This window comes from Leifsonia xyli, from assembly GCA_001647635.1.
In the GTDB taxonomy this organism is placed as follows: Bacteria; Actinomycetota; Actinomycetes; order Actinomycetales; family Microbacteriaceae; genus Leifsonia; species Leifsonia xyli_A.
Genome location: CP014761.1, coordinates 2,075,628 through 2,093,738, shown reverse-complemented (window position 1 = coordinate 2,093,738; position 18,111 = coordinate 2,075,628). Strand labels below are relative to the sequence as shown.

Below are 18,111 nucleotides of genomic sequence, written 5' to 3'. Positions count from 1 at the left end.
CGTCTCACCCGCGGTGCTCGACGTGCGCCTTGAGCGCGCGCATCGTCCTCCTGCTCTCGGCCGCGGCCATTCGCGCGAGCACGGGCTGCATCGCGCGGAAGGCGCCGTGGGTGGTCAGCTCCCCGACGCGGGTGACGCGGGTGGACGCGGCGGTGCCGTCGACCGCGTAGCGGATGTCCGCGTCCACCCCGCCGGAGCGCACGGACTGGTGGAAGTGCAGCATCCGGTCGGGCTCCTCCTCGAGCAGCCGCCCCCTCATGCGGCCGATCGTCGTCGTGTCCACATAGCCGTCCGGGGTCCCGACGCGGGTGCCGCGGTACACGATCGAGCGCCGTAGCCACCCCGGGTACGCGTCGAGCGCGCGGATCGCCAGGTACACATCGTGCGGCGGCGCGTCGATCTCGATGGTGTTCTCGATGCGTCTCATGCGACCGGTCTACTCGCCTTCACAGGCGATGGGCGAGCGTAGTTCTGCCCCCGTTGAGGGTTCGTCCGGGAATCTCAGGGTCGGTTGTGGAAGGGTTGGAGGCACTATGCGATCGAGCCTCCGCGCCCTGCCCTTCGTCTGGGGTGCGCTCGTGTCCGCGATGCTGTTCGTCGCCGTGTACCTGGTGTTCGTGCAGAGCTACATCGGCCAGGTGATCGACGAGCGCGCCTTCGCCGGGGCCGACGCGTGGAAGGGCGGCGTCATCGAATTCGCTCATGCCTTCCTCGACGCCCTCCCGGTCGCCTCCGTCATCATCGGCGCGGTCGTCGCGATCGTCATCGTCCTGGTGCGTCGCAATTGGCTGGTGTTCGCGGTCGCGGTCGGCGCGGCGATCGCCGCGAACGTGAGCACGCAGGTTCTGAAGTACACCGTCCTCTCCCGGCCCGAGAAGGGCGTGGATGTGGGACTCTCGAACTCCCTCCCGTCCGGTCACACCGCCGTCGCCGCGTCCGCGGCGCTCGTCGTCTTCCTGCTGTCGTCGCCGCGGTTCCGCCCGCTCGCCGCAGTGGTCGGGTCGCTCTTCACGATCGCGGCGGGCGCGTCCACGCTGGTCGAGCAGTGGCATCGGCCGAGCGACGTCGTGGCCGGCATGCTGGTGGTCGCCTTCTGGGGCAGCCTGGCGGGCATCGTGCTCTCGGGTCTGCGGATGCCGGGCGCCGAACCGCCCGTGCGCAGCAAGCTCTGGCCGCTCGTCTGGGTCGGTACGCTGTGCGGCCTGGGCTCGATCATCGCGCTGGCGGTGACCTATTTCTCGGCCCAGTCCGGGACTGAGCACCTCTTCATCGCCTACGCCGGCGGGGTCGCGGCGATCGTCGCCACCGGCCTCGTGATCGCGGCGGCCGGAAACAGGCTGTACCGGCGCCTGGCCTGACCAGGGCCCGCTTCGACGCCTGCGCGTGGTCGGGCCGCGGCGCGGGCGCCGTCGACCGGCCGTAGCCGCGCAGGTCGGGGATCACGACGGTGAAGCCGTCCGCGACGAGCAGCGGCGCAACGCGGTGCCAGGTCGCGCCGGTCCGCGGGTGGCCGTGGAGCAGCACGACCGGCGGTCCGTCGCCTCCGTGGCGAACGTGGATGCGCGCCTCGCCGACGTCGACGTCGGTCGTCCGGAAGCCGTCGAACACCGCCCGGGCTCAGGCCTTCGCGCGCAGGTTCTCCGCGATCTTCGCCAGCGACCCGTCGAGCGACTGCTGCATCCCGTCGAACTCCTGCGTCGTGTGGATGGTCAGCTCGACGCCGTCGTCGGTGATCCGCAGCGAGCCGTGGTAGTCGTGCGGGCCGGGCGCCGACCAGGTGATCTCGCGCGCCGCGCGGTCGACGTCGAACGCGGCCTCGGAGGTGACGGTCTCGTCGCTCCCGTCCTGATCGGCGTCGACGTGCGCGGTCGTCTCGACCTTGCCGTCGGGCAGCTCATGCGCCTCGGTCACGCGCGGGAAGTAGGCGGGCAGGTTCTCCGGGTCGGAGACGTAGTCGAAGTACTCGTCGGCGTCGCCATCGAGCGGCCGGTGTGCGGTATATGTTGGCATGCCGCGACGGTACCCCGGCCCTGCGCGAGCGCAAGCGTCGGCTGCCGCAGCGACCCCCGTCGCCGAAGGGCAGCTAGTTGCGGTCGACACGCCGCACGGGTGCGCAAGTACCTGCACTTCGGGAAGGCGGGGGCGAGCGGGGTCAGGAGGACTGGCGGACGACGAGCTCGGTGGGGAGGAGGGTCACGCGCTCGACGGGCTCGCCCGCGAGGCGGCGCACGAGCACGCGCGCCATCGCCTCGCCGAGGCCGATCGACGGCTGGTGCACCGTCGTCAGCGGCGGGGTCGACATCAGCCCGAAGCTGTCGTCGTCGTAGCCGACCACCGCGATGTCGCCCGGGATGTCCAGCCCCGCTTCATGGATCGCCGAGTACGCGCCCGCGGCCATCTGGTCGTTCGCGGCGAACAGCCCGTCGATCGGGCGCCCCTCCGCAAGCAGCCGGCGCATCGCCTCCAGCCCGGACGCGGGCGAGAAGTCGCCGTACGCGACCATCGACGCATCGAGCCCGGCCGCATCCATCGCCCGGCGCCAGCCTGTGTAGCGGTCGAGGCCGGCGGGCATGTCCTGCGGCCCGGTGATCAGGGCGATATTGCGGCGGCCCCGGTCGATGAGGTGCTGGGTGGCGACCTGCGCGCCCGCCTCGTTGTCCACATCCACGTAGTAGGACGCGTGCTCGCTCTCGCTGACCGGTCGTCCGCCGAACACCAGCGGCAGGGAGGCGCCGAGCTGCGCGTAGGAGTGGTCGCCCGAGTGGTGCGAGACCACCAGCGCGCCGTCGACGTTACCGCCCATGAGGTAGCGCCGCGTCTTGTCGGGGTTCGTCTCGGACGAGATGACCATGTTGAGCGTGTACTCGGTGTCGGCGAGGCTCAGCGCGACGCCCTGGACGATGGATGCGAAGAACGGGTCCGCGAAGACCTTGGCCGTCGACTCCGGGACCACCAGCGCGATCACCTGCGTCTTGCGCGAGGCGAGGGAGCGTGCCGCACGGTTAGGGACGTAGTTGAGGTCGGCGATGGCCCGCTCGACCGCGGCGACGACCTCGGCCGTCACCTTCGGCGACCCGTTGACGACCCGCGAGACGGTCGCGCGCGAGACGCCGGCGCGCGCGGCGACGGCCTCCAGGGTGGGCACGCCGCGCCCTGCCAGCTGCTCCGTCGTCATCGGGTCTCCTCGTCGCTCGCGTCCATGCTAGACGCGGGAAGGCGCCGTCTCCGCCACGGCTTCGCCCGCGCGAGCCGCCGCGATGACCCTCGCGAACGCGACTCCGGAGTCCTTGACGGTTCGCTCCTGGGTCTCGTAGTCGACCCGGACGATCCCGAACCGCTTCGCGTATCCCCACGCCCACTCGAAGTTGTCGAGCAGCGACCACACGAAGTAGCCGCGCACGTCCGCGCCCTCGTCGATCGCCCGGCCGACCGCGTCGATGTGGGCGAGGATGTACGCCTCGCGCTCGACGTCGTGCACCGCGCCGTCCGCCGTCACGACGTCGTCGTACGAGGCGCCGTTCTCGGTGATGTACAGCGGCGGCAGGGTCAGGTAGTCGCGGGAGAGCCGCACCAGCAGCGCGCGCAGCCCATCGGGGTTGACCTCCCACCCCATCGCCGTTGTCGGCAGGTGCCGCGACGGGAAGCTCACGTACTCGCTCCCCACGAACGGCGATGAGGTCGGACGCGCGGTGGGGACGACGGGCGCCGGGTCGTCCGCCGGCGCCGGATGCCCGCTCACGTTGTCGTCGTGGTAGTGGTTCACGCCGAGGAAGTCGAGCGGCTGCGCGATGGTCGCGAGGTCGCCCTCTCGCACCAGCTCCTCGAAGCGGTGCTCGCGCACATCCTCCAGCACATCGGCCGGGTACGCGCCGAGCAGCAGGGGCTCGAGGTACATCCGGTTCCAGAGCCCGTCGATGCGTCGCGCCGCCTCTCGGTCGACGGGATCCGCCGGGTCGTTCGGGACGGCCGTGGTCAGGTTGAGCGTGATGCCGACGCGCAGCGACTCGGCACGGCCCGTCGCCGCGGCCATCGAGCGCAGCTCGGAGGCCGCCAGACCGTGCGCCAGGTGCTGGTGATGCAGCGCCGCGAGCCCGGCACGCGGCTCCTGCCGCCCGGGGGCGTGCTCGCCGCCCGCGTAGCCGATCAGCGACGAGCACAGCGGCTCGTTGAACGTCGTCCAGTAGTCGACCCGGTCGCCGAGCGCGTCGTAGACGGCGACCGCGTAGTCGCGGAAGCGGTAGGCGGTGTCGCGGTTCGCCCATCCGCCTTTCTCCTCGAGCGCCTGCGGCAGGTCCCAGTGGTAGAGCGTCAGCCACGGCAGGATGCCCGCGCCGAGCAGCTCGTCCACCAGTCGGTCGTAGAAGGACAGTCCCTCCGCGTTCACGAAGCGGTCTCCGGGCTTCACCCGCGCCCACGACGTCGAGAACCGGTACGACTGGAGGCCGAGGGAGGCCATGAGCGCCACGTCCTGCGGCATGCGGTGGTAGTGGTCGACCGCGACCTCGGGGGTGTCCCCGCCGGCGATCGCGCCGGGGACGCGCGCGAACGCGTCCCAGATCGAGTCCTCCTTGCCGTCCTCGTGGGCGGCGCCCTCGATCTGCGCGGCGGCGGTGGCCGATCCCCAGAGGAAGCCGGCGGGCCAGGTGCGGTTCATTCTCAGCCTTTCACCGCGCCGGCCATGATGCCGGAGACCAACTGCCGGCCGGCGAGCACGAAGAGGATCAGCAGGGGGATGGTGGCGAGCACGGCTCCGGCGAGCACGATCGAGTAGTCGACGTACTTGGCCGACTGCAGCTGGCTCAGCGCGACCTGCAGGGTCGGGTTCTGCGGGGCGACGAGCAGGGGCCAGAGGTAGTCCGTCCACGCGGTCATGAAGGTGAACAGTCCGAGGATCGCCATGGCCGGGCGCGCGGCGGGGACGCCGACGTGCCAGAACGTGCGGATCATGTTCGCACCGTCCACGCGGGCGGCCTCGATCAGCTCCTCGGGGATCACGTCGACCAGGTACTGGCGCATGAAGAACACGCCGAACGCCGTCACCAGCGTCGGGACGATGACCGCGCCGAGCGTCCCGGTCCAGCCGAACTGCTTCATCACCATGAACAGCGGGATGATGCCGAGCTGCGTCGGGACGGCGAGCGTCGCGACGACGAACACCATCAGACCCTCACGACCGCGGAAGCGCAGCTTGGCGAAGGCGTAGCCGGCGAGCGTCGAGAAGGCGACGACCGAGAGGGTTATCACCGACGCGACGATGATCGAGTTGCCGAGCGCCAGCCAGAACGGGACGGTGTCGAGCACCTGGCCGATGTTCGTCCAGAACTGGCCGCCCGGCAGGAACGGCGGCCAGGTCGACGTCAGCACCGTGCTGTCGCTGGAGCCGGCGACGAACGACCACCACAGCGGGTAGGCGCCGCCGAGGAAGACCGCGAGCAGGATGCCGTAGGTCAGGAAGCCGGGGCGGCGGTCGATCCCGAGCGCCTTGCGCTTCGGCGCGCGGGGCTGCGCGTCGCGGGGCGCCCGAGTCGGACGGGTGGCGGTGGCGGTCACAGGTTCTTCTCCTCGCTCGCAGCGGCCAGGATGCGCGACGCCTGCAGGCGCCTCGCGGTGCGTCTGCGGTGCAGGCGGGTCTCGGTGGAGGCGATCCGGCGCGAGATCAGGAAGTTGAGCACGCCGAAGATCACGATGAGCAGGAACAGCAGCCAGGCGATGGCAGAGGCCTTGCCGAAGTTCTGCCGGTTGAAGGCCATGTCCCACAGGTAGAGCACGGTGGTCTGGTACTGCCGCTGCGGGCCGCCGGGCACGGCGCTCGACGGGTTGAACAGCTTCGGCTCGGTGAAGATCTGCAGGCCGCCGATCGTGGCCGTGATGATGACGAAGATCATGGTCGGACGGATGCTCGGCAGCGTGATCGAGAAGAACCGGCGGAACGAGCCGGCGCCGTCCAGGGCGGCGGACTCGTGGATGTCGCGCGGGACCGCCTGCATGGCCGCCAGCAGGATGAGCGCGTTGTAGCCCGTCCACCGCCAGTTGACCATCGTCGCGATGGCGACGTGCGAGGGGAACGTCTCGGTCTTCCACATCACCGGGTGCAGGCCGACCGCCTGCAGGAGGTTGTTGATCAGTCCGTACTTCTCGTCGAACGCGCTTGAGAAGATCAGCGTCACGGCGACCGGGGTGACGACGTACGGGAGGAGCACGCTCATCCGCCAGAAGGTCTTGGCGCGCAGGTTCTGGTCGAGGATCGCGGCGATGAAGACGGCGGCGATCAGCTGCGGGATGGCGGAGAGCAGGAAGATGCTGATCGTGTTGAACAGCGAATTCCAGAAGAACGGATCGGTCAGTTCGGTCGCGTAGTTCTTGAAGCCGACCCACTCGCCGGGACCGGTCAGCAGGTTCCAGTTGTTGAGCGAGACGACGAACGTGTAGATGAGCGGGAACAGGCCGACGAGCCCGAAGAGGATGAAGAACGGCGCCACGTAGAAGTAGGGCGACGCCTTGACGTCGAAGCGGCTGAGCCGCTGCTTGAAGGTGAGGCCTCCGCGGTCGTCGCGCTTGCGGGACGAAGCGGGAGCCGAGGGCGCGGATTCCCTGGTGGCGGTGGTGGTCATGACGGTTCTCCCGTGGGTCGGGCCCCCGCCGCTCGGGTTGCAGCGGGGGCCCGGTTGCGGTTTCGGGTTACTTGTTGACGACCAGCTGGTCGAGCAGCTTCATGGCGTTGTCCCATGCCTGCTGACCGTTGGCCTTGCCCGAGTCGAGCTGCTGCACCGACGGGCCGAACACCTGGGACTGGATGACCGAGTCGTCCGGGCCCTTGTACTGGGCGACGACGCCCTTCGCGCGCTCGCCGAGGATCTGGCCGACGGGGGCGTTGTTGAAGAACTTCGTGAGGTCGCTCTCACCGGTCACGCCCGGGTCGGTCTGCGCCTCGGTCACCGACGGGAACGTGCCCGCGGCCTGGAAGGTCTGGACCTGCGACTTCGCGGTGGTCAGCCACGCGGCGAGGGCCGCGGCCTCCTTCGGGTGCTTCGACTGCTTCGGGACCGTCAGGAACGATCCGCCCCAGTTGGCCGCGCCGCCCGGGAACACGTTGGCGAAGTCCCAGCCGGTGGTGGCGTCGCCGCCGCCCGCCTTGACCTGCCCCTGCACGACGCCGAGCATCCAGCCCGGGCAGACGAACGTGGCGAAGGAGCCGTCGGTGAACGCCTTGCCCTTGCCCCAGTCCCACTGGGTCTGGTTGGAGGACAGGCCCGCCGCGGCGCCGGCCGCCAGCTTCGACCACAGCGTCTTGAGGTCGCTGTTGTCCTTGATGTTGAGCTTGCCGTCCTTGGTGTAGTAGCCCTCCTCCTGCTGGTTCACCATGGCGTTCCAGATGAAGCCGGACTGGTCGTACCAGGCCTTGCCGGTGGCCGCGTGATACTGCTCGCCGACCTTGAAGAAGTCGTCCCAGGTGGCGTTGTCGCCGCCGAACAGCTTCGCGACGGACTCGCGGTCGCTCGGGAGGCCGGCAGCGGCGAACAGCTTGCCGTTGTAGCAGAGGCCCTCCGGGCCGATGTCGGTGCCGTAGCCGATGATGCGGCCGTTCTTGTCGGTGGCCTGCTTCAGCTTCCAGTCGACCCAGCGGCTCTTGATGTCGTTCGCGCCGTAGTCCTTCAGGTCGTTGAACTGGTCGGAGACCTGCATGACCTTGCTGAGCCAGCCTTCTTCGACCGCCTGGACGTCGGGGAGGCCGCTGCCCGCCGCCTGCTTCGTCTGCCAGTCGGTGAGCGCGTTGTCACCGGTGTCGATGTTGGTGGCCTTGATCTTGATGTTCGGGTGCTCCTTCTCGTACTGCGAGTAGAGCTTGTCGAAGCCCATCGTGCCGAACGTGGTGACGGTCAGCGTGATCGGGTCCGAGCTGGAACCGCTGCCTCCGCTCGATGAGCATCCGGCTGCGATGAGGGCGAAGGATGCTGCGCCGGCGACGGCCGCAGCGATCCTGGTGCGTCGTGAAAGCTTCACGGGTCACTCCTTTGTGCGTGTGTCTGGTGTGCGCCTGGTGCGCTTTGAGAGCGCTCTCATGCGACAGACGTGAGAGCGCTCTCATGCGTTTGGAGAGACTGTAAAACGGTCCGGACGGACTTGTCAAGTCTTTCGTGGTCGCGCTCTCATCGCTGTGTTTCCGGGAAGCGTAGGATGCTGCGATCACGGTACGCGGCGCCGACAGTGTCCGCCTATTTCCGAGGCATTGCGGCCATCAGGGGCCGACGGTTTCGCCGTCGCTCTATAGTGAGCCGGTGATCACGAACGTTGCTCGGCGCTTAATTGTCATGCTGTGCTTCCTCGCCACAGTCGCGGGGGGTGTCGTCGTCGTGACGGTTCTCGCGAGTAGTGGCATCGGACGCTGATCCGCTCCACAGCGACCCAGAATGCCGCGGACTGAGGCTCTTGTCATGGCTTCCCGAGCAGGCGATGAAGTGCACGAGTCCGCATCTGTCCGCGGAATGCAGAACGGCCGCTACCTTCGAGGAGGCGGCGGCCGTTCTGCGCCGAGTGACGCGCGCTCAGTCGGTCGCGGGACGCGGCCGCTGGGCGCGCGTCGACGCCGTGTCGACGCCGGGCTCGACCAGCGCGCCGAACTCGTTCGCGGCGCGCGTGGCGATGATGCCGGTGTCGTACTCCTCGTCGTCGTCCTCCGAGAGCGACGCGTAGGCGCCGACCGGCTCGCGCTCGGCGTTCTTCGCGGCGTCCGCGGCGGCGGCGTCATCGGCCGCCTCCTGCAGCGCGGACTTCGCGCGCAGCGGCGGGGTCCGGAAGAACAGCGACAGGACGAACGCGACCAGGACGACGATCATCGCCACCCAGTAGACCTGCACCGCCGAGGCGTTGAACGCCACGAGGAACGGCTTCGAGAGCCGCGGGTCGGCGGAGTTCAGGAACGACGTGTCGTTGATGTCCGAGCTGCTCGTCCCGGCGTTCGACTTCTCCAGCTGCGTCTGGAGGGCGGGGACCGCCTTCGAGACGACCTGCTGGCGCTGGTCGGCGTTCGAGAAGTCGATCGGCTCGGCCGGGACCTGCTGCTCCGCCACATCCTGGGGGATGCCCTTCGCGACCAGCGCCTGGACGCCCGCCTGATGGGCCTGCGCCTGCACCTGCGGGACGAGCTTGCCGACGATCGGGTCGTAGATCTGGTTCATGATCTGCTTGTTCTCGGGCGCGTTCGCCACCGCGGGGGTGAGCGCCGCATCCAGCGCCGAGGTCAGCGTCGGGGTGTCGGTCAGCGACGTCTTGATGTTCGTCGGGAACACCGTGAACAGCAGCGACAGCAGCACCGCGGTGCCCAGCGTTCCACCGATCTGGCGGAAGAACGTGGATGCGCTGGTCGCCACACCCATGTCGCGCAGCCCGACCGAGTTCTGGCTGGCGATGGTCAGCGTCTGCATCAGCTGGCCGAGGCCGAGTCCGATGAGCAGCATCGCGCCGGCGATGAACCAGTACGAGTCGTCGTACTTGATGAACGTCAGGTAGAAGAAGCCGCCGGCGAGCATGGCCGTTCCGATGATCGGGAACTGCCGGTAGTGGCCGGTCCGCGCGATGATCTGGCCCGAGACGATCGACGACACCATCAGGCCGAGGATCATCGGGAGCAGCTGCAGGCCCGACTCCGTCGGCGTGGAGCCGAGGACGATCTGCAGGTACAGCGGGAGGGTCAGCATGGCGCCGAACATCCCGAAGCCGACGAGCACGCCGATGATGGTGGCCATCGAGAAGGTGCTCGAACGGAACAGCTTGATCGGGATGAGCGCGTCGTCCTTCATCGCGATCTCGATGAAGATGAACGCGATGATGCCGACGCCGCCGATCACGTAGCAGGCGATCGCCGCGGCGCTGCCCCAACCCCAGTCGCGGCCCTGCTCGGCCACCAGCAGCAGCGGGACGAGCGCGACGATCACGCCGGCCGCGCCCCACCAGTCGATGCGTGCCGAGCCGCGCGACCGCTTGGGCAGGTGCAGGAACCGCAGGACCATCGCGAGGGCGATGAGGCCGATCGGGACGTTGATGAGGAACACCCAGCGCCAGCCGTCGATCCACAGGATCTGGTCCGCACCGGCGAACAGGCCGCCGACCAGCGGGCCGACCAGGCTCGAGATGCCGAAGACGGCGAGGAAGTAGCCCTGGTACTTGGCGCGCTCGCGCGGGGCGAGCATGTCGCCCATGATCGCCAGCGGCATCGACATCAGGCCACCGGCGCCGAGGCCCTGGATGGCGCGGAACGCCGCGAGCTCGAGCATCGAGGTCGAGAAGGTCGCCAGGATCGATCCGGCGATGAAGATGAGGATCGCGATGATGAACAACGGACGGCGGCCGAAGATATCGGACAGCTTGCCGTAGATGGGAGTCGAGATCGTCGAGAGGATCAGGTAGCCGGTGGTGACCCAGGCCTGCTCGCTGAGGCCGTGGAGGTCGTCGCCGATCGTGCGGATCGCCGTGCCGACGACCGTCTGGTCGAGCGCCGACAGGAACATGCCGGCCATGAGGCCGAAGATCACGAAGAGGATCTCGCGATGCGACATGATCGGCTTGGGGGCGGCGCCTGCCGCGGTGGTTTGACTGGACATCTGTCTCCGGGTCGAGAGTGCGGGTGCGAAAATGCGTGTAAAAGAATTTTGCGGAGACTGCAAAGTTACACCCCCTGCCACTCGGCTCACAACGCAGGGGGTTCGCTCCCAGCGAAAGCTGTACGGTCGCACAGCGAACGTCGCTGTCCCCTCTTCAGGTGACGCAAAAGTTCTGAGCGTATGGTGCAAGGCGATGACTCCTCCCGCCCGCTCCCGTCGTCTCCATCGTGCGCTCGCCCTGACGGCCGTCGCCGCCTCGACCGCGCTCGCCTTCACCGCGTGCGCCGGCGAGCCGTCTCCGGTCACCAAGGCCGTCGCCCAGGCAGCCGCGCCGTCGCCGTCGCCGACCTCGTCGGTCGTGTCGTCCATCCAGCCTGCCGCGGGCAGCGTCTCCGGGGGCACCATCACCCTCGAGGGCACGAACCTGCAAAAGGTGGGCGCCGTCCAGATCGGCGGCCAGGCCGCCACCGTCGCGCAGGCCACCGCCGACAAGGTCGTCGTGAACGTCCCGGCAGCGGCCAACTTCCAGGCGGGAAGCGTTCCGGTCACGGTCACCGACAAGAGCGGCAAGCCGGTCACCACCTCGACCAGCACGTACGACTACCAGGTGCAGACGCCTGTGGACAAGCAGCTCGCCTACGCGCTCACGTACTGGAAGAACTACAACACCGCCCAGTACGGCGACCTCAACCCCGTCGGCGGGGACTGCGCCAACTTCGTCAGCCAGACGCTGATCGCCCGAGGCTGGCAGATGAACGACGAGTGGTACAACCACGACGCCGCCTCCAGCTGGAGCCCGGCTTGGGGCTACGTGCCCGCGATGGACAATTACTTCCGTGAGAACGCCGCGAAGCTCGGGCTCACCGAGTACTCGTTCGACCAGCGCGACAAGATCAAGGTCGGCGACATCGTGATGTTCGACTGGAACGACAACGACTCGCTCGACCACGTCCAGATCGTGTCAGCCGTGCAGAACGTGAACGGCCAGATCAAGATCAAGATGGTAGGCCACAACGAGGACAGCGACTACCGCGACCTCGACGAGGCGATCACCGTCGACCACCCCGGAGGCATCGGCCACTTCTGGAGCCTGTCCAAGTAGATCCGGTTACGGCCACCCTGCAGGGAGGCGTCACGGGCATGAGCTATGCTCGGCCCCGTGAGTCTGGGGGGTGCCCGCGCGAGGCGGGATCGTCGGTCGCGCGCTGCCCGCGTCGCCGGCGTGCTGGCGGTCGTGCTGGTGCTGACCGGGTGCGCCTCCGGAGCCGTGTCTGCGGCCCCGACGAGCCACCGATCGACGCCGCATCGCACCGCGCCGACACCGCGGCCGCCGCGCCCCACGGCGACCCCGTCCATCCCGCCGACCCCGACCGTCGTGGGCTTCGATAAGGCCGCGCTCTCGCATGACGACCCGGCGAGCCCGTGGGTCGTCGTCAACAAGCCGCGAGAGCTGCATCCCACGACCTTCGCGCCCGACGACCTCGTCTATCCCGACGTCGCCTACGTCAACCGCCAGCCCATGCGGCAGCAGACCGCGGCCGCCCTGGTCGCGATGTTCCAGGCGGGCAAGCGGGAGGCGGGGCTCGACTTCGCCGTGCAGAGCGCCTACCGGTCCTTCGACTCGCAGACGCGGGTGTACGACGACGACGTCGCCCGCAACGGCCAGGCGTACGCGGACACCGACACCGCCCGCCCCGGCCACAGCGAGCACCAGACCGGCCTGGCCGTCGACATCAGCGCCCTGCCGGCGCAGTGCTCGCTCGACGCGTGCTTCGGTCAGACGCCGCAGGGCCGCTGGCTCGCCGCGAACGCGTGGCGCTTCGGTTTCCTGCTCCGCTACCCGGCGGACAAGGTCGCGGTGACCGGCTTCACCTACGAGCCCTGGCACTTCCGGTACATCGGCGTCCCGCTCGCGACCGAGCTGCACACCACCGGGGTGACGACCCTGGAGGAGTTCTTCGGCTGCCCGGGCGGCGAAAGCTATACCGGCTGACATCCTTCAATATGCTTGTGCCATGGTCGTGGATGGGCACACGCAGAGTGCGACTGCGCTCGCAGAGGAGGACGCACGCCAGGAGGCCGTCGAGGCCCTCGGGATCCTGGACACCGTCGCGGAGGACAGGTTCGACCGGGTGACGCGCATGGCCCAGCAGCTGTTCGGGGTGCCGATGGTGAGCGTCACCCTGCTCGACGGCGACCGTCAGTGGCGCAAGTCGCAGGTCGGCCTGGTCGAGGAGGCGCCGCGGGAGGGCGCGTTCTGCGACCTGACCGTGCGTCAGGATGCGCCGCTCATCGTGCGCGACGCCGCCGAGGACGAGCGGTTCGCCACGAATCCGTTCGTCGTGGGCGACCCGCACCTGCGCTTCTACGCAGGGGAGCCGCTGCACGCCCCGGGCGGCCAGGCGGTCGGGACGCTGTGCGTGCTCGACACCGAGCCGCACGAGCTGACCGACGCCCAGCGCATCCTGCTCCGCGACCTCGCCGACTGGGTGCAGGCCGAGCTGACCCGCGAGGAGGAGCTGGACCGCGCGCAGCTCGTCCAGCGCGCCCTCCTGCCCCGCCGGAAGCCGGCCGCGAAGGGCTTCTCGATCGCCGCCGCCTCCGAGCCCGGTGAGCGGATCGCCGGCGACTTCTACGACTGGTACGACTGCGGCGAGGGCTTCTGCCTGACCGTGGGCGACGTGGTCGGGACCGGTGTGCCGGTCGCGATCGTCGCCGCGTCCGTGCGAGCCGCACTGCGCGCGGCCGCTCCGTTCAGCGACCCGGCGCGGGCGGTGGAGACGGCGGCGCACGTCGTGGACGACGAGCTCCATCTGCTGGCCGCGTACACCACGGTCTTCCATGCGCGCATCGAGCCCGACGGGCGCATGCAGTTCGTGGACGCGGGCCACGGTCTCGCCTTCGTGCTGCGCGAGCGCACGGGCGAGCTGGAGCGGCTGGAGACTGCGACGCTCCCGCTGGGCCTCGACCGCGAGTCACGCCCGGCCCGGCAGCTGATCCTCGAGGACGGCGACCAGTTCCTGTGCCTGAGCGACGGCGTATTCGACGCGCTGGGCGGCGAGAAGGGGCTGCTGCGCATCCAGTCGATCCTGCGCGGGTCGGTCACGCCCGCGGGCGCCGTCTCCCGCATCGTGGCCGCTGCCCACGGCGCGTCGTCGGGCGACGCGCTCGCGATCGTCCTGCGCCGCGAGGCCGCCGCCTACTGAACCGGGCGACGGCCCGCGCTCATCGTCGGAGATTCGGACGTGGCGTCAGCCGCCGAGCGCGTCGCCGACGATCCGCCTGGCCTCCTCCTGCACCTCGCGCAGGTCGTCCTCGCCGACGAACGACTCGGCGTAGATCTTGTAGACGTTCTCCGTGCCGGAGGGACGCGCCGCGAACCAGGCCGTGTCGGTCTGCACCTTGACGCCGCCGAGCGGTGCGTCGTTGCCGGGCGCGCGGCTCAGCTTCGCCGTGATCGGCTCGCCCGCCAGCTCGGTGGCGCTGATCGCGTCGCCGTCGAGCTTCGACAGCGCCGCCTTCTGCTCGGGGCTGGCCGGCGCATCCACCCGCTGGTACACCGGGTCGCCGAAGCGCTCGGTCAGCTCGCGGTAGACCTCCGACGGCGACTTGCCGGTCACCGCGCGGATCTCGCTGGCGAGCAGGGCGAGGAGGATTCCGTCCTTGTCGGTCGTCCACGCGGTCCCGTCGAACCGGAGGAACGACGCGCCGGCGCTCTCCTCGCCGCCGAAGCCGACGGTTCCGTCGATGAGGCCCGGCACGAACCACTTGAAGCCGACCGGCACCTCCCACAGCCGTCGCCCGAGAGAGTCGGCGACGCGGTCGATGATCGACGACGACACCAGCGTCTTGCCGACGGCGGCGTCCGACTTCCACTCCGTGCGGGTGCGGAACAGGTAGTCGATCGCGACCGCGAGATAGTGGTTCGGGTTCATCAGGCCGCCGTCCGGCGTGACGATGCCGTGACGGTCGGCGTCCGCGTCGTTGCCGGTCAGGATGTCGAAGTCCGCCCGGCGCGCGACGACCGAGGCCATCGCCGAAGGGCTGGACGGGTCCATCCGGATCTTGCCGTCCCAGTCGAGCGTCATGAACGACCAGGTCGGGTCGACGTCGGGGTTCACGACGGTCAGATCGAGCCCGTAGCGCTCGGCGATCGCCTCCCAGTAGTGGACGCTCGCGCCACCGAGGGGGTCGGCGCCGATCCGGATGCCGGAGTCCTTGATCGCCTTGACGTCGATGATGTTCTCGAGGTCGTCGACGTAGTGCCCGCGGAAGTCGTAGGTCTCGACGCCGGACGGCTCGGCCATCCGCACCTCGGTCATCCCGTTCGCGATGATCTCGTTGGCGCGCTTCGCGATCCAGCTGGTGGCATCCGTGTCGGCCGGGCCGCCGTGCGGCGGGTTGTACTTGAAGCCGCCGTCGCGCGGCGGGTTGTGGCTCGGCGTGACGACGATACCGTCCGCCTGGTCGTCATGCCCCTGGCGGTTGTACCGGATGATGGCGTGCGAGACGGCGGGCGTCGGCACCCAGTCGTCGAACTCGTCCACGAGCACGCGCACCTCGTTGCCGACGAGCACGGCGAGCGCGGTCGTCGTCGCGAACTCGCTGAGCAGGTGCGTGTCGGCGCCGATGAACAGTGGACCGGTGATGCCCTGGCTGTTCCGGTACTCGACGATCGCCTGCGTGGTCGCCGCGATGTGGTCCTCGTTGAACGCGGTGTCGAGCGACGACCCGCGGTGGCCCGACGTGCCGAACACCACGCGCTGCTCCGGGATGCTCACATCCGGCTTCAGCTCGTAGTACGCGCGCCGCAGGGCGTCGACGTCGATCAGGTCGGAGGGCTGGGCGGGGGTTCCGGCTCGTTCGTCCATGCCCCTACTCTTCCACGGCGGGCGGCCTGCGCCAACGGCCTCGGTAAGCTGAGCGGCATGTCCTCCGACCCCGCCGACGCGCGCGCCGAGCTCCCCGCCTCCGTGGACGACGTCTACAGCTTCCTGGGTCCCTCGGGCACGTTCACCGAGGCCGCGCTCAAGCAGGTTCCCGAGGCGCGCGGCAAGCAGTGGCGGGCGGTCAACAACCTCGGCGAAGCGCTCGCCGATGTTGTCGAGGGCCGCAGCGTGGCCGCCATGATCGCGATCGAGAACTCGATCGAGGGCGGCGTCTCGGTGGCTCAGGATGCGCTGGCCACCATCCCGGGGCTGCGGATCGTGGGGGAGTACCTGGTCCCGGTGACCTTTGTCCTGGTCGCGCGGCCGGGTACGGCGCTCGCCGATGTGAAGACGATCAACGCGCATCCCGTCGCGTACGCGCAGTGCCACCAGTGGCTCGACCGCAATCTCCCGGACCACGGGCACCTCCCGGCCTCCAGCAACGTCGCGGCCGCCGCGTCGCTGTTCGAGGGCAGCAGGGCGGATGCGGCCATCGCGCCGCCCGGAATCGTCGACCACCACGACGTGGTGGTGCTCGCCGAGAACATCGGCGACAACGCCAACGCCGTCACCCGGTTCGTGCTGGTGAGCACCTCCCGCACGGTCCCCGAGCCGACCGGCGCGGACAAGACCAGCCTCATCGCCGAGCTGCCCGACGACCGCCCGGGAAGCCTGCTCGACCTCCTGGAGCAGTTCTCCACCCGCGGGGTCAACCTCAGCCTCATCGAGTCGCGGCCCATCGGCGACGCCCTCGGCCGCTACCGGTTCGTCATCGACGCCGACGGCCACATTCGCGACGAGCGGGTGGCGGACGCCCTGCTCGGCCTCCGCCGGTTCAGCCCGTCGGTCATGTTCCTCGGCTCGTATCCGCGGGCCGACCGGGTGCCGGTAGAGTTCGACCAGCGCTACCGCGACGACGTCTTCACCGAGGCCCGCGCGTGGCTGGCGTCGCTGACCGATGAGACGGGTCACGACCGCCCCTCTCCGGCGTAGGCTGCGAACACGCCACACAGCGAGGAGGTCGGCATGGTGGCCGAGGAGCAGGACGGCAGCGGTCGCGGCGACGCCTTCGACCCGCGCTACGACCCGTCCTTCCAGCGCGGCTACCAGCCGCAGCCGGGGGAGCGCGCGCAGACCCGCGTCCGTGCCGAAGCGCCCGACTCCGCCTACCGCAGGCCGTCGTCGCTGCTGCAGCGCCCCGCCGAGACGGACGATGACGACCTCCCGCCGGTGGAGGCGCGTGCCGCGTTGGTCCGCGAGCCCGAGGCCGCGATCGAACCCGCAACGACGGCGTCCGCATACGTCGTCGGTCAGGGGGCGCTCGCCCGGCTCGACGTCAGCCCCCGCCGCAACCCGCTCATCCTGGCTCTCTGGATCGTCGGCGGTGGCTTCGTCCTGCTCGGCATCGTGCTCTACTGCATCTCGGTCACGTCGTCGTACAGCGGCCCGACGCCGAGCAGCGACGTCGGCTCGCTCGTGTTCGCACAGCTGGGGTGGATGCTCGCCGGTCCCTTGATCACCGTCGGCCTCCTCACCCTCGTCGGGCTGTTGTTCCTCAACGTGATCGCCGGCCGTCGCGCACCCGTCGAGACGCCGCCCGACGATGAGCTCTAGGCGGGCACCTTCACCCGCAGCGCCAACTCGTCCACGCTGAAGTCGAGCCCGACCACGTCGCCGAACGCGTCGCCGTCCAGCTCGAACGGCTCGGGCGCATCCACCTCCACCTGCACCGACGCCCCGCGCAGGTAGCTGAGCCGGGTACGCACGGCCCGATCGGTGAAGCGGATGATGCGCCGGCCGAGAGCGGATCTGCGCAGCACCCGGTTCTCCCAGGTCACCTTGCGCCAGATCGCCAGCCAGCCGAACACGGTCGCGGGCTGCAGGATGGCCACGTCGAGGAGACCGTCGTCGATCGCGGTGTCAGGGATCAGCTCGATGTTCCCCGGCAGCGCGCCGCAGTTGGCGATCAGGATCGTGCTCACGTGCGCCGACCGCTCGTGCCCGCGGTCGAGGCGGAACCGCACTCGCACCTCGGTCGCCGACGGCCACGTTCGGAACGCCGCATCCACGTACGCCAGCCAGCCGAACCGTCGCTTGAGCTCGGGCCGTGCGCCGGCGATCATCGCCGCGTCGATCCCGATCCCCGCCATGACCAGGAACGCGTGCTCCGATCGAGAGCCGTCCGGGTAGCGCGCCGCGGCGACCCCGGCGTCGATCCGGCGTGTCTCGCCGCCGAACGCGACGGCGCACGCCGCCTCCACGCTCCCGAACGGGATGCCGAGATTGCGGGCCAGGAGGTTGCCGGTGCCGCCCGGGATGACGGCGAGCGTCGCGTCCTGCCCGCGCAGCGCCTCGGCGACAGCGCGCACGGTCCCGTCCCCTCCCGCGGCGAGGACCAGCGTGGCGCCGCGGTCGAGCGCCTCGCGGGCCTGCGCCTGGCCGCCCTCCTCCACCGTGGTCGGCAGCCAGAGCAGCTCGACGCCGTCGCCCTGGGCCGCCGCGGCCTCCACCGCCGCGCGCACCCGCGGGACGTCGACGCGCACGGGGTTGTAGACGACCGCGACGACCATCCCCGCGTCCCCACC

At 69.7% G+C, this 18,111-nt stretch carries 16 protein-coding genes; 6 read left to right on the top strand and 10 right to left on the bottom strand.

Going from position 1 to position 18,111, the window contains the following annotated elements:
* Positions 1-4: 4 nt before the first annotated feature.
* Positions 5-427, bottom strand: a complete 423-nt coding sequence (locus tag A0130_10220) for a hypothetical protein (protein ID ANF31997.1) — start codon at positions 425-427, stop codon at positions 5-7.
* A 106-nt stretch (positions 428-533) separates the two neighbouring features.
* Between A0130_10220 and A0130_10215 the strand changes: the two genes are divergently transcribed.
* Positions 534-1,358: a hypothetical protein gene (locus A0130_10215; protein ID ANF31996.1), complete on the top strand. Its 825-nt coding sequence runs from the start codon at positions 534-536 to the stop codon at positions 1,356-1,358.
* Positions 1,359-1,617: 259 nt separating this feature from the next.
* Here A0130_10215 and A0130_10210 read toward each other — a convergent pair whose 3' ends face one another.
* The 7 genes from A0130_10210 to A0130_10180 all read right to left on the bottom strand — a co-directional run bounded on the left by A0130_10210 (position 1,618) and on the right by A0130_10180 (position 10,598).
* Entirely contained in the window at positions 1,618-2,010 is a 393-nt protein-coding gene (locus tag A0130_10210; GenBank protein ANF31995.1) for a hypothetical protein, read from the bottom strand.
* Between the two features lie 142 nt (positions 2,011-2,152).
* A complete protein-coding gene (locus tag A0130_10205; protein ANF31994.1) occupies positions 2,153-3,175 on the bottom strand; it encodes a LacI family transcriptional regulator in 1,023 nt (340 codons plus the stop codon).
* A 27-nt stretch (positions 3,176-3,202) separates the two neighbouring features.
* Positions 3,203-4,654 (bottom strand): beta-galactosidase, encoded by a 1,452-nt coding sequence (locus tag A0130_10200; protein ID ANF31993.1) that lies wholly within the window; start codon positions 4,652-4,654, stop codon positions 3,203-3,205.
* A 2-nt stretch (positions 4,655-4,656) separates the two neighbouring features.
* Entirely contained in the window at positions 4,657-5,550 is an 894-nt protein-coding gene (locus A0130_10195; protein ID ANF31992.1) for a sugar ABC transporter permease, read from the bottom strand.
* Positions 5,547-6,611: an ABC transporter permease gene (locus A0130_10190; GenBank protein ID ANF31991.1), complete on the bottom strand. Its 1,065-nt coding sequence runs from the start codon at positions 6,609-6,611 to the stop codon at positions 5,547-5,549. The genes A0130_10195 and A0130_10190 overlap by 4 nt, the downstream gene beginning before the upstream one ends.
* Before the next feature lie 67 nt (positions 6,612-6,678).
* Positions 6,679-8,001 carry a sugar-binding protein gene (locus A0130_10185; protein ID ANF31990.1) on the bottom strand — a complete coding sequence of 441 codons (1,323 nt, stop codon included), beginning with the start codon at positions 7,999-8,001 and terminating at the stop codon, positions 6,679-6,681.
* Between the two features lie 542 nt (positions 8,002-8,543).
* The gene (locus tag A0130_10180; GenBank protein ID ANF31989.1) at positions 8,544-10,598 is read right to left on the bottom strand and encodes an MFS transporter permease; all 2,055 of its coding nucleotides are present in this window, start codon (positions 10,596-10,598) and stop codon (positions 8,544-8,546) included.
* 193 nt (positions 10,599-10,791) lie between these two features.
* Between A0130_10180 and A0130_10175 the strand changes: the two genes are divergently transcribed.
* The 3 genes from A0130_10175 to A0130_10165 are packed head-to-tail and all read left to right on the top strand — an operon-like array spanning position 10,792 to position 13,804.
* The gene (locus A0130_10175; GenBank protein ID ANF31988.1) at positions 10,792-11,700 is read left to right on the top strand and encodes a hypothetical protein; all 909 of its coding nucleotides are present in this window, start codon (positions 10,792-10,794) and stop codon (positions 11,698-11,700) included.
* Positions 11,701-11,745: 45 nt separating this feature from the next.
* A complete protein-coding gene (locus A0130_10170; GenBank protein ID ANF31987.1) occupies positions 11,746-12,591 on the top strand; it encodes a hypothetical protein in 846 nt (281 codons plus the stop codon).
* 22 nt (positions 12,592-12,613) lie between these two features.
* Positions 12,614-13,804, top strand: a complete 1,191-nt coding sequence (locus A0130_10165; protein ANF31986.1) for a hypothetical protein — start codon at positions 12,614-12,616, stop codon at positions 13,802-13,804.
* 45 nt (positions 13,805-13,849) lie between these two features.
* Here A0130_10165 and A0130_10160 read toward each other — a convergent pair whose 3' ends face one another.
* Entirely contained in the window at positions 13,850-15,469 is a 1,620-nt protein-coding gene (locus tag A0130_10160; GenBank protein ID ANF31985.1) for a phosphoglucomutase, alpha-D-glucose phosphate-specific, read from the bottom strand.
* A gap of 57 nt (positions 15,470-15,526) precedes the next feature.
* Here A0130_10160 and A0130_10155 point away from each other — a divergent pair, with 57 nt between their 5' ends.
* Positions 15,527-16,519: a prephenate dehydratase gene (locus A0130_10155; protein ANF31984.1), complete on the top strand. Its 993-nt coding sequence runs from the start codon at positions 15,527-15,529 to the stop codon at positions 16,517-16,519.
* 33 nt (positions 16,520-16,552) lie between these two features.
* Positions 16,553-17,140, top strand: coding sequence for a hypothetical protein (locus A0130_10150; GenBank protein ANF31983.1), 588 nt, complete (start codon positions 16,553-16,555; stop codon positions 17,138-17,140).
* Here A0130_10150 and A0130_10145 read toward each other — a convergent pair.
* Positions 17,137-18,096, bottom strand: a complete 960-nt coding sequence (locus A0130_10145) for a hypothetical protein (protein ID ANF31982.1) — start codon at positions 18,094-18,096, stop codon at positions 17,137-17,139. The genes A0130_10150 and A0130_10145 overlap by 4 nt on opposite strands.
* Positions 18,097-18,111 lie beyond the last annotated feature (15 nt).